General features: G+C 66.4%; 11 protein-coding genes and 1 pseudogene. 5 read left to right on the top strand and 7 right to left on the bottom strand.

Going from position 1 to position 11,039, the window contains the following annotated elements:
• Positions 1–185: 185 nt before the first annotated feature.
• Positions 186–767: an HdeD family acid-resistance protein gene (locus VLR48_RS07230; RefSeq protein WP_325291133.1), complete on the bottom strand. Its 582-nt coding sequence runs from the start codon at positions 765–767 to the stop codon at positions 186–188.
• Between the two features lie 203 nt (positions 768–970).
• Here VLR48_RS07230 and VLR48_RS07225 point away from each other — a divergent pair, with 203 nt between their 5' ends.
• Positions 971–1,408, top strand: a complete 438-nt coding sequence (locus tag VLR48_RS07225; protein ID WP_325291132.1) for a universal stress protein — start codon at positions 971–973, stop codon at positions 1,406–1,408.
• Between the two features lie 124 nt (positions 1,409–1,532).
• Here the strand turns inward: VLR48_RS07225 and VLR48_RS07220 are convergent, their stop codons facing one another.
• Both VLR48_RS07220 and VLR48_RS07215 read right to left on the bottom strand, forming a co-directional pair.
• The gene (locus VLR48_RS07220; RefSeq protein WP_325291131.1) at positions 1,533–2,654 is read right to left on the bottom strand and encodes a hypothetical protein; all 1,122 of its coding nucleotides are present in this window, start codon (positions 2,652–2,654) and stop codon (positions 1,533–1,535) included.
• Between the two features lie 105 nt (positions 2,655–2,759).
• Positions 2,760–4,502, bottom strand: coding sequence for an FAD-dependent oxidoreductase (locus tag VLR48_RS07215; RefSeq protein ID WP_325291130.1), 1,743 nt, complete (start codon positions 4,500–4,502; stop codon positions 2,760–2,762).
• 245 nt (positions 4,503–4,747) lie between these two features.
• Between VLR48_RS07215 and VLR48_RS07210 the strand changes: the two genes are divergently transcribed.
• The 4 genes and pseudogenes from VLR48_RS07210 to VLR48_RS07195 all read left to right on the top strand — a co-directional run bounded on the left by VLR48_RS07210 (position 4,748) and on the right by VLR48_RS07195 (position 7,418).
• Complete coding sequence (locus tag VLR48_RS07210) at positions 4,748–6,094, top strand: FAD-dependent oxidoreductase (RefSeq protein WP_325291129.1); 1,347 nt, start codon at positions 4,748–4,750, stop codon at positions 6,092–6,094.
• A gap of 147 nt (positions 6,095–6,241) precedes the next feature.
• Positions 6,242–6,703 (top strand): annotated as a pseudogene (locus VLR48_RS07205) (phosphate acyltransferase); the annotation flags it as partial.
• Positions 6,704–6,804: 101 nt separating this feature from the next.
• Positions 6,805–7,098, top strand: a complete 294-nt coding sequence (locus tag VLR48_RS07200) for a type II toxin-antitoxin system Phd/YefM family antitoxin (RefSeq protein WP_325291128.1) — start codon at positions 6,805–6,807, stop codon at positions 7,096–7,098.
• Positions 7,095–7,418, top strand: coding sequence for a type II toxin-antitoxin system RelE/ParE family toxin (locus VLR48_RS07195; protein ID WP_325291127.1), 324 nt, complete (start codon positions 7,095–7,097; stop codon positions 7,416–7,418). Before VLR48_RS07200 ends, VLR48_RS07195 begins: the two co-directional genes overlap by 4 nt.
• Positions 7,419–7,447: 29 nt before the next feature.
• Here the strand turns inward: VLR48_RS07195 and VLR48_RS07190 are convergent, their stop codons facing one another.
• The 4 genes from VLR48_RS07190 to VLR48_RS07175 form a co-directional block, all read right to left on the bottom strand.
• On the bottom strand, positions 7,448–7,591 hold the full coding sequence (locus tag VLR48_RS07190) for a hypothetical protein (RefSeq protein WP_325291126.1): 144 nt from the start codon (positions 7,589–7,591) through the stop codon (positions 7,448–7,450).
• Positions 7,592–7,696: 105 nt separating this feature from the next.
• Positions 7,697–8,488: a phospholipase D-like domain-containing protein gene (locus tag VLR48_RS07185; protein WP_325291125.1), complete on the bottom strand. Its 792-nt coding sequence runs from the start codon at positions 8,486–8,488 to the stop codon at positions 7,697–7,699.
• A gap of 21 nt (positions 8,489–8,509) precedes the next feature.
• On the bottom strand, positions 8,510–9,718 hold the full coding sequence (locus VLR48_RS07180; protein WP_325291124.1) for an efflux RND transporter periplasmic adaptor subunit: 1,209 nt from the start codon (positions 9,716–9,718) through the stop codon (positions 8,510–8,512).
• A 191-nt stretch (positions 9,719–9,909) separates the two neighbouring features.
• The coding region (locus VLR48_RS07175) for an ABC transporter permease (protein ID WP_325291123.1) at positions 9,910–11,039 on the bottom strand (1,130 nt) is incomplete at its 5' end.

Here is an 11,039-nt window from a genome sequence, read left to right as displayed (position 1 = left end):
GCGAGGATGCACGCCGGTGACGCGCTCGAGAAATCCGCGGTCGAGCGGCCCCGCATTCACTCACCGGAAAACGACATCACCGGTGGAATACTTCCTGCGAAAACTGCCGGTGGTTTGCGGATCAGGATGGGGAACAACAGGAGGTTTGGAGGATGGGTTTCGCTGCGCTCTACCTATCCTACGGGTCAGCGGGCGAGCTGGCCGGCGCGACGCGCGGCGAGCGCGACGAACAGATAGGCCCAGCCGTTGAAGATCAGCTCGATGGCGACAAAAAGACCGATGACCCACATGCCGGACATCGGCCACTTGGCGATGATCATGGCGCCGAGCGCGATCGAGATCAGGCCCGACAGCACCAGCCAGCCCCAACCGTTCTGTCCCCGATGTTGGAGGGCCATGATGGCACGCGACACGCCGACGGCGATGAGGACGCCGGCCAGCGCCAACGTGAGGGTTTCGGAGGCAAGAACCGGATCGACGACGATCAGCAGTCCGCCCGCGATGTAGAGCAGGGCGATCAAGATGTGCCAGAGTGCACCCCTCCAACCTTGGCACTTGAAGGCATCGACGAGCTGAAAGGTTCCGCCGACGATCAGCAGTGCCCCGAAAAACACGACGCTGACGAGCGTGAGGCCGAACGTCATCCCCATTCCGACCGTACCGAGGATGATGGAGAGGATACCGAATGCGAGAAGCCATCCCCAATTGCGGCTCAGATCGCCGAACACGGGATGCTGCAAGACGGGCGTATTCTGGTCGTTCGCCATGCGTGATCTCCTATAATGGCACTTGGCTCGGTAGGCTGTGTCGAAGCCGGTGAAAGGCTCGGATCCCGGTAACGGCGGGTCCGGAGCCGCCGCGAAATCATACGCCGGTCTACCCTGTCGGCCTATTCCGATTTCAGTGACGCCTGTCCGATCCGGACGTTGCAGTCAGCTCGATTCTCAAGTGCAAAGGAGGTTCCACACGCATGGTTTCACACTACAACATCATCATCGTTCCGGTGGATGGTTCGGAGGGCGCCGCACGCGCTGCCGTGTTCGCCGCCGATCTGGCGCGCGCCACGGGCTCACCGATCCAGCTTCTGCACGTGTTCTCCCCGACCAGCAACGAGCTGTTGGGCATGGCGCATCGCCCGCGCACGGAGATCGACGCCATCAGTCACGACGCGGCCAACCTCGCCTTCGGCAAGGCACGGGAGGCGATCGGCAAAGCGGACGACTTGACGATCGAAGAGAAGAGTGTCTGGGGCGAGCCGCGCGAGGAGATCGTCGCCGCAGCGGAGGCCACCGACGCCTTGATCGTGATGGGCCGCAGAGGTCTGGGTAAGGTACAGAAGCTGATCATCGGCAGCGTGTCGGATGCGGTGATCCGCACGGCGCATCGGCCGGTCACGGTGGTGAGCTGAGCCGTCAGCCGCCAGCCGTCAGCCGCCAGCCGCCAGCCACCAGCCATCAGCCACCAGCTTCGATCAGGCTGAGCTGGAGGCAGGAGGCAGGAGGCAGGAGGCAGGAGGCAGCGGACCGGCGCCCTTAAACGGCGTAACGCAGGATTGCCGCCAGCGCCTTGCCTTCCGGAATGTCCTGCGCGCGCACGCTCAACACCTCGCCCCCTGACAGAAGGACCCGGCGGGCGATATCGTCGATGACCCCGTAGGTGTCGGCGCTCGCGTCAGCCGCGAAGGTGACGGTGCCGTCCGACTCAGCGACTGTGCCGTTCACGATTTGATCCATGTCGACCAGCAGGCTTTGGACCGCGCCGAAGGTGGCCGCACGCGCGGTGCGGGCGATGTCGGTGGTGGAGCGGTCCTCGTTGACGCGTTGTTGAAAGAGCGCGTTCCAGTCGGTGATTTGCTTGGCGTAGAGCGCGTCCAGGATGGGGCGCGCGGCCGCGGCCAGCTCGGTTCCCGACATCCGCTCCGGATTGCCTTCGATCCCTTCGGCGACCAGGTGTGGATAGCTGTTGACCGAGCGATAGATGGCGCCGAGGCTCTCGACCGAGGCCAGGATCAAGGGGGCCGAGCTACCGGCCAAGAGTCCGCGCAGGGCACCGTCGACCTTGCGCGCATATTGCCGCAGCCGGACCTTCTTGCCCTCGGATCCGCCGATGCGTCCGCTGTAGGAGCGGGTGGCGATGCTCGCCACGCCGACCGACGAGGCGGCGTCCGTCGGCATCCCCGCGATCTTCACCTCGCTTGCGGGCAGATCCGCCGAGACCTCGATCAGGCGCACGCCTCCGTCGGCCAAGGCCAGGACGTAGCCGCTGTTGCAGAAATTGACCGAGCGCAGCAGGGGTTTCAGATGAAAGCGGTCGGAGACCTTGACCAAGGGCTCCACTGCATTGGGGACGCGGAAGGTGCGCAGATTGTCAGGCGTGGCGAAGACCACCAAGCCGTGGGCTTGGAAACGCCAGAATTCGTCGTCCTCGACGAGATCGTCCAGCTCCTCGATCAGGTCGTTGACGCGCCGCTTGTCGGCCCCCGCAGCCTCCAGTTGAGCGAGTGCTTCCTTGGTCAGATTCTTCAGTAGGATGCGATCGGCGTCCGTTTCGGTGCTGATCGGGGTGGTAGGCAGGATGATGGACACCGCGATGTCGTTGCGCTGGGTGGCCAGGTCGGCCAGCTCGTCGGCGGTCGGAAGATCGAGATAAAGCATGCGTGGTCTCTCCGGTGGTGGTGATGGACGGCGGCGGTGTCGACGCCGGTCCGGTGTATGGACGGGTCGGGAAGAAAAGAGGGGTCGCTTTGTCCGGCCGCGCGGTCAGGCATCGTCGACCAGGTGCTCGGGACGCGGCAGGTCGACATGCGTTGCGGGCTCGGCACCGGAGCGACGGTTCAGCGCAAAGTCCCGCATGGCCGCCGCGCCCGAGAGATTGTAGACCTCCGCAAAACCATGCTGCGCCAGGATGCGCACCGCCGCGTACGCGCGCTGCCCGCCACGGCAGGAGACCACCGTGGGCAAGGCAGGATCGAGCTCGCCGAGCCGGTCGCGCAGATCGTCGAGTCGGATGTGCTTGGCGTGGGGCGCATCGCACAGCGGAAGCTCCTCGAGCTCCGCCGCCTCGCGGACATCCACGACCTGAAAGGCGGAGAGATCCGCGTCCGGCTGGATCAGCGGCGCGAGCCCGTCGAGGTCGTTCTGTGCGACGAAGGCGGCCATGTGCAGCGGATCCTTGGCCGAGCCGAAGGGCGGTGCGTAGGCGAGATCCAGCGACCCGAGATCCTCGATTGTCCCCTTGAAGTGGATCAGGGTCGCGACGATGTCGAGACGCTTGTCCACGCCCGCGGCGCCGACCACCTGCGCGCCGAGCACGCGGCCCGTACCCGTCTCGTAGACCAGCTTGATGCCGATCGGCGCCGCACCCGGATAGTAGCTCGCGTGGTGGTAGGAGACGATATGCACCGCGCGCGCATCGAATCCGGCCTGCCGCGCCGCGTGCAGCGACAGACCCGCGATCCCGGCGGCGTAGCCGAAGACGCGCACCACGGAGGTGCTCCATGCCGCCGGGGCCGGGCGCGAGGTCCCCGTCGCGGCGTGCTCGCCGGCCAGCCGACCGGTGCGATTGGCGATGCCGGCGAGCGGGACCCGCATGCGCTCCCCGGTCGGACCGAAGGCGTATTCGGCGGCATCCCCGACCGCATAGATGTCCGGGTCCGAGGTGCGCATGTAGGCGTCGGTGGCGACGCCGCCGCTGGCCCCGATGGTCAGCCCGGCCTCCACCGCGAGCGCCACGTTCGGGCGCACGCCGATACTCATCAGCACCAGGTCCGCCGGCAGGCGGGTTCCGTCGGCGAGGGTCACGCCGGACACGGCCCCGTCGGTCTGCTCGATCGCGGCGACACCGCGGCCGAGCTCGAGTCGCACCCCGTTGCGCTCGCTCTCGCGGTGGAGCGGCTCGGCGATCTCGCGATCGAAGAAGGGCATGACCTGGTTCTGCAGCTCCACGACCGTGACCTTCAGACCCCGACGGATGAACTGCTCCGCGACCTCCAGACCGATGTAGCCTGCACCGACCACGACGGCCTCTTTCGCGTGCGCCATTCCGGCGATGATCCGGTCCATGTCCCCCAGATTGCGCAGGCTGAAGACACCTTGTGCCGTCGCACCCGGGATCGGCGGCACGATCGGCGCGGCACCGGGCGAGAGGATGAGCTTGTCGTAGCCCTCCCCGTAGTGCTCGCCCGTGTCGAGATTCTTGACCAGGACCCGCTTGGTCTCTCGGTGGATCGCGATCACCTCGTGGCGGATGCGTGCGTCGATCAGAAACCGATCGCGAAACAGCTCCGGCGTCGCGACCAGGAGCTGGGCGCGATCGGCGATCTCGCCGCCGATGAAATAGGGTAGGCCGCAGTTGGCGAAGGACACATAGGGGTCGCGCTCGAACATGATGATCCGGGCATGCTCGTTGACACGGCGGGCCCGCGCGGCCGCCGATGCGCCGCCCGCCACGCCGCCGACGATCAGGATTGTCGGGGAGTCGTGCGCCTTTGTTCTGGTTGTCACCGCTGCGTTCTCCTGTCGTGGTTCAGGCAAAAAGCCCATTTATTCAAGGGGACATCATGTCGATGTCGATGGCTGGATATTACCGGAAACACGGATCGAGCGCCGGTCGCTCGTGAGCGATGGCTTGCGTCGGCCGAAGGGCAGTCCGGGCGTCCCCGAGGGCAGCATGACCTTGTCGGTCGTCCGCCCGGTCGCTACCATCGGCGCGGCAACCGAACCGAACCATGCGGCCTCGAGGAGCGAATATGAGAGTAGTGATCATCGGCGGCGTGGCCGCGGGCATGAGCGCGGCGAGTCAGGCCAGACGGGCACGTCCGGACGCCGAGATCCTGGTTCTGGAGAAGACGCAGGACGTCTCCTACGGTGCCTGCGGACTGCCGTACAAGCTGCCTCCGGACACGGACATGGACGATCTTCTCGTCGTCTCGGCGCAGCGTTTTCGAGAGGAGCGCAACATCGACGTGCGTCTCGGCCACGAGGTGCTGAGGATCGACCCGAGCCGGCGCGAGGTCGGCGGTCGCAATGCCGAGGGCGATTTCGTCCTCGGCTACGACAAGCTGATCATCTGCACCGGCGCGCGGGTCTGGGCGCCGCCGATCAAGGGGCTCGACGCCCTTTGGGGGCAGGGCGCCTATCCGCTCAAGACTATCGGCGACGGACGGACCATCAAGGCCGCCATGGCGGCGCATCCGCCCAAGCGCGTGGTGGTCATCGGCGCCGGCTATATCGGGCTTGAAGCGACCGAGAACTTCCGAGAGATGGGCGCCGAGGTCACCGTGGTGGAGGCCCTGCCGGAGATCCTGCCCTGGCTTCCCGAGACGCTGCGCGCGCGCGTGCTCGAGGAGGCGAAGGCGCACGGGGTCGAGATGCTGCTGGGCACGCGGGTCGAGACGATCGAGCGAGGCGGCTCGGGCATCGCCGTCGAGACCTTCGACGCGAGCCTCGAGGCCGATCTGGTGCTCGTCGCGACCGGCGTTCGGCCCGAGTCCGAGCTGGCCGCTGCGGCCGGGTTGGCGCTCGGGGCCGCCGGGGCGATCGCCGTGGACGCGTACCTGAGAACCTCCGAGGAGCACATCTACGCGGCCGGCGACTGCGCCGACGCGATCCACGCCATCACCGGGGAGTCGGTCTGGTTTCCGCTGGCGCTGCGTGCGAATCGAGCGGGTAAGCTCGCCGGCGACAACGTCTTCGGTCATCAACGTCCGGCGCCTCCGGTGCTCGGCACGGCCGTGTTCAAGTTCTTCGGGCTTGAGATCGCGCGCACCGGACTGTCGAGCGAGGAGGCCGATGCGGCCGGATACGACACCGCAACCGCTGAGATCGTCGGCTCGACCCGGGCCGGCTACTACCCCGGCGGCGGCAAGCTCTCGGTCTGGCTGATCGGGGAGCGCAAGACGCGCAAGCTGCTCGGCTGCTGCATGGTCGGCCCCGAGGCCGCCGCGCACAAGATCGACACCGCGGCGGCGGCGATCCACGCCGGCATGACCGCCGAGCAGATCTACGACATGGACCTGGCTTACGCGCCGCCGTTCGGTCCCTCTTGGTCGCCCTTGCTGATTGCCGCTTCGCAGTTGAGCAAGGCGCTCGACTGAGATGAACACCGTCACGCACACCAATTTCCAGCGTCTGATCTTCGCTGTCGAAACCATTCCGCCGGCACCGACCGCGGTCGTCCATCCCTGCAACGCCGCAGCGCTGGGCGGGGCCGTCGATGCCGCGAAGGCCGGCATCATCACGCCGTGCAGAACGCGATCGATCTCGCGCGGGCCTTGGGAATCGAGACCCCCAAGGTCGCCATTCTGTCCGCGATGGAGAAGGTCAACCCCAAGCTCCAGTCGACCGTGGAGGCGGCCGCCCTCTGCAAGATGGCCGACCGCGGTCAGATCACCGGCGGGATCCTCGACGGACCGCTCGCGCTCGACAACGCCATCAGCCCGGAGGCGGCGCGGATCAAAGGGATCGGAGGGCTGGTCGCCGGGTACGCCGACATCCTGGTCGTGCCCGATCTGGAAGCCGGCAATCTGCTCGCCAAGAGCCTCGCCTTCCTGATGAACGCCGACTCCGCCGGCATCGTGCTGGGCGCGCGCGTCCCGATCACGCTCACCAGCCGCGCCGACTCGGTCCAGAGCCGCCTTGCGTCTTGTGCCGTCGCCGCGTTGGTGACCCACCGGCGCAAGGAGGCCGCGGCGATCGAGGGGTGACCTGAAAGACCCCTTTAACAGAAAGCCTTTGACAGAAAGCCTTTGACAGAAAGAAGGCACAGCCCTAAATTCAGGTCTTAATTCAAGACGGAATAAAGGCTATGCAACCCATCTCGGTGTCCGAGAGTATCGTGCCTGTCGGCGAGTTCAAGACTCAGATCTCGCGTCATCTCAAGCGACTTGCCGACGGCGCCGGTCCACTCGTGGTGACGCAGAACGGCCGGGCCGCGGGCGTCGTCCTGTCGCCGGTCGAATACGATCGCATGTGTGATAGGGAGCGGTTTTTCGAATCTCTGCTGGCCGGGGCCGAAGACGCCGATGCCGGGCGGGTCATGGAGACCGCGACCCTTCGCGAGCGTCTCGCGGAACGACGTGCAGGACGCTCCGTTGCATGAAGGTCCTCTGGACCGATCAGGCCTTTGAGCGGCTCGCAGAGATCGAGGAGTACATCGCCAGGGATGATCCGGCCACTGCTGAGCGGTTTATCGACCGATTGATCGAACGGTCACAACGTCTTGCGGACCATCCCGGCTTGGGGCGCACGCTGCCCGAGCTTCCCGGCAGTGGGTTCAGGGAACTGGTCGAGGGGAATTACAGAATCGTCTATCGCGTGCAAGGTGACACGGTTGTTGTGCTTTCGGTGTTCGAGGGCCATCGACGACTGCCGCTCGACGACCTGGGCTCAGATGACAGGCCACTTCCGAACTCCGACTGAGGAACAGACGGGGTCGGGCGCGGCTCATATTAAAACGGAAACGGCCAAGGCACCAATGCCACCGACACGGCCATCACGACGACGACGAGCGGCAGGCCGACGCGCACGTAGTCGCCGAACCGGTCGTTGCCGGCGGTCGTGACCGTCGCATTGGGCGGGGCGATCGGGGTCATGAGATGGTCTTTGCATTCGTGGGGAGAACCTGGCTCCGGGCCCCCGGCGAGGGTTACGTGCCGGACCGTCATTCGACCGCCGACCCGAAGCTGGCCCCACGGGCATCAGGCGCGGGACGGCCCCTCGTTCTTCTTCGCCGCGTTGCCGGTGTGGTGGAGGAATCCACCGGTAAAGCGTTGGACATGGATCCGAGGATGATCCAGCTCCTTGAGCAGCGCGAAGGAGGCGAGCCAGACCAGGTACTGATCCGGCTTCATGGACAGGAGGATGCGCACGTCCACACCCCGGATCGCGGCGAGCTGCAGCGCCTGGAGGATGCCTTCGTCAGGCACGAAATAGGGACTGGCGATCCAGAGCCGGCGTTTTGCCATCGAGATGACATGCAGAAAGAAGTGCGTGCAGCGCTCGTGTTGGTCGGAAGGCCCGGAGGCGAGCACGAGAGACTGCTGGCCGGCGTCCGCGGGGGCGGGATCGTGCGGCTGCCAATTGGCGTCCAGGATCTCGCCGGTGGTGAAATACCAGTCGGCCGCGAAGACCATCTGGAGCTGCAGTGCGGTCGGACCCTCGACGCGCACATGGGTGTCGCGCCAACGGCCGTATTTCGGATTCTTCCCGAGATACTCGTCGCCGACATTGTGCCCGCCGATGAAGCCCACCCGTCCGTCCACGATCACGTTCTTGCGATGATTCCGAAAGTTGAGCCGCCAGCGGTCGCGCCAGCCGCTCAGGGCGCTGAAGGCGGTGATGCGCACCCCGCGGGCGCGCCAATGGCCCATGACCCGCGGGGTGATGGCCGCGCCCCCGAAGCTGTCGATCAGGAAGCAGCAATCCACACCTTCGGCCGCCTTCGCCGCGAGCGCTTCGAGCAGACGTCGCCCGAGCCCGTCGTTGCGCATGATACGTCGCCCGCGCGGCCGTTACGCATATGGCCGGATTTGGACCGCAATGCGTGCGCCGTCGTGCACCCGATCGCCCGGATGGGTGACGACGATCTCGCCCGGCTCAAGACCCATGGTGATCTGGGTCCAAAGACCGCTGCGCCGTCCGACCTCGACCGTGCGCAGGCGCGCCCGACCCTCGTCGGCGACGAAGACGGCCCAGCGGTCCAGGTGCCGAAAGAGTGCGCTGGTCGGGATCTGGACCACGTCCTCGCCCTCCCAGAGGATGAAGCGTGCCTCCACCCGATAGCCGTCCCCGAGATGACGCCATCGAGCCCGCGGCGTGACGATCTCGACCCAGACCGGCACCCGCTGCTCTTCCACGCCCAGGGCCGAGATCTTCTCGAACCCGGCGGGCTCCACGAGTCTGACCTTTCCCTCCAGCGCACCCTCGCCGCCCCAGCGCTCCAGTATCACCCGCATCCCCGGCCGCACACGCACGGCGTCGACCGACAGTAGATCGACCTTGACCTCCAGTGCGTCGAGATCGCCGATCTCCAGCACCGCCTCTCCGGACTGCACCGGCCCCTCGCAGCAGCGATGACGTTGGGTGACGACCCCGTCGATCGGGGCGCGGACACCCAGGACCGGGTGATCGCGCGGCGCGCGCTTGCCGTCGGCGATCTCCACGAGCGCGCGGGCCGATTCAAGCTCGAAACGGGCGACCTCCACCGAGTGTCGCGCGGCGCGTGCCGAGGCGTCGGCGGCGTCGCGCTGAGCGAGCCGCCGACCCCGCTCCTCGGATGAGATGAGCTGGCGCCGGTGCAGTGTCTCGCTGCGGTCGTATTCGGTGCGGGCCAGCTCGTATTCGGTTTGCCGGGCCGAGAGGTTTGCCTCCGCCTCCTCCAAATGGGCTTGTGCTGCGGCGAGCGCCTCGCGGGCCTGACCGCGCGAGCGTGGGTCGAGCGCCGGCGCCGGCAAGGGCTCCAGCTTGAACACCACCTGATCGGCAGCGACCGCGTCCCCGGGCTCAAACGTCACGCGCCGCAGATAGCCACTGATCGGCGCAGAGACGGTATAGATGTCGCGAAGGCGTGTACGACCCTCGTCCTCGACCGACTCGACGAAGACGTCCTGCCGGACCCGAATCGCGCTGACCGGCACGGGAGAGGGCATCAAGGCGAGCGCGAGCAAGCCGAGGATGGTTAGGCCGACGACGGTTGCAATCATTTGTTTTCGGAAGGACATACTCTCGATTATCCCCCTAAACTCGCGTCACCGTTCAGTGCCGGTCGGTACGTCGAATTCACGTGGCGTGGTCTGACGATCTGAACGACCCGAATGTTTTCTCCTGACCCACGTCACCGCCAGCGTCTTGAGCCGCGTCGAGGTCGACGACATCACGAACCGATATCGGTCACTCCGGACGCGGTTCATCCCTACTCGACGGTCTTCAACGCCGCAATCATGTCCAGCCGCCCCAGCAGTCGTGCAATCGCGAGCACCGACAGCACCGTTGCCAGCAACACACCGGCGGCGGAGAAGGCATAGGTCTGCGGGCTGATGACGAAGGGTACCCGGAACATGTCCATTGCCATGGCCGTGCTGAGCAGCGCGGCGAACCCGGTGCCCATCAGCCAGCCCAGCGGGATGGCCAAAAGGGTCAGGACGGCGATCTCGCCGATGAGGATCCAGCTCACCTCCGCGCGGCTGAAGCCGAGGACCCGGAGTGTCGCCAGCTCGCGCGAGCGCTCCGAGAAGGCGATACGCGCGTTGTTGTAGACCACGGCGAAGGTGATGGAGCCGGCCATCAGCAGCAGGATGCCCATTGTCACCAGCACGGTGTCGTCGATGTAGTCGCGAAATTGGCGCTCCGCATCCGCGATCAGGCCGATGCCGGCGACACGCGGCACCTCCCAAAGACGAGCGAAGAGCCGGTCGTGCTGCGCGGCGTCGGTCATCAGCCAGACACCGGAGAGGGCGGGGCCTTCGCCCATCAGTCGGTTCAGAGCGCGCCGCTCCATGTAGGCGCTCACGCCGATCGGCTCGTCGACGGTGCCTGCCAGAGGGACCCGGAGGGTCCGGCGATGCCCTTCCATGATCTCGACCTCGAGTGCATCGCCGGGTGCGAGCCCGAGGTCTTCCGCCAGAAAGCGGGTCAACAGGAGGCCCTCGGGCGGCAGGCGGATCGGACGATGGTCGGCGTCGAGCAAGCCGCGCAGACGCGGCTCGGGCTCCATGCCTTGAATGCTGGTGCGGTAGTCTCGGGTCCCGTTGATCAGGCGCACGGGCACGCTGCGATAGCCCTCCGCATAGGCCACGCCGGGCAGGGTGCGCAGCTCGGCCAGCGACCGCTCGGGTGTGGGGTCGGTGAAGCTGAGATGGACATCCATGTTCATGACCAGCCGGTATTGGATGTCGAGCAGGTGGTCGACCGCACCGAACTGATAGCTCCCGAGCAGCAGGAGTCCGCCGGACAGCCCGATTCCGACCATCGAGAGCAGGGCCTTGGTGCGATGGCGCAGGAGGTTGCGCAGGATGATCCGGCTCGGTTGATCCAATCGCCGAC

This window comes from Thiocapsa sp. (assembly GCF_035467215.1).
Taxonomy (GTDB): domain Bacteria; phylum Pseudomonadota; class Gammaproteobacteria; order Chromatiales; family Chromatiaceae; genus Thiocapsa.
The sequence above is the reverse complement of the archived record's forward strand: the minus strand, read 5'-3'. Positions and strand labels throughout refer to the sequence as shown.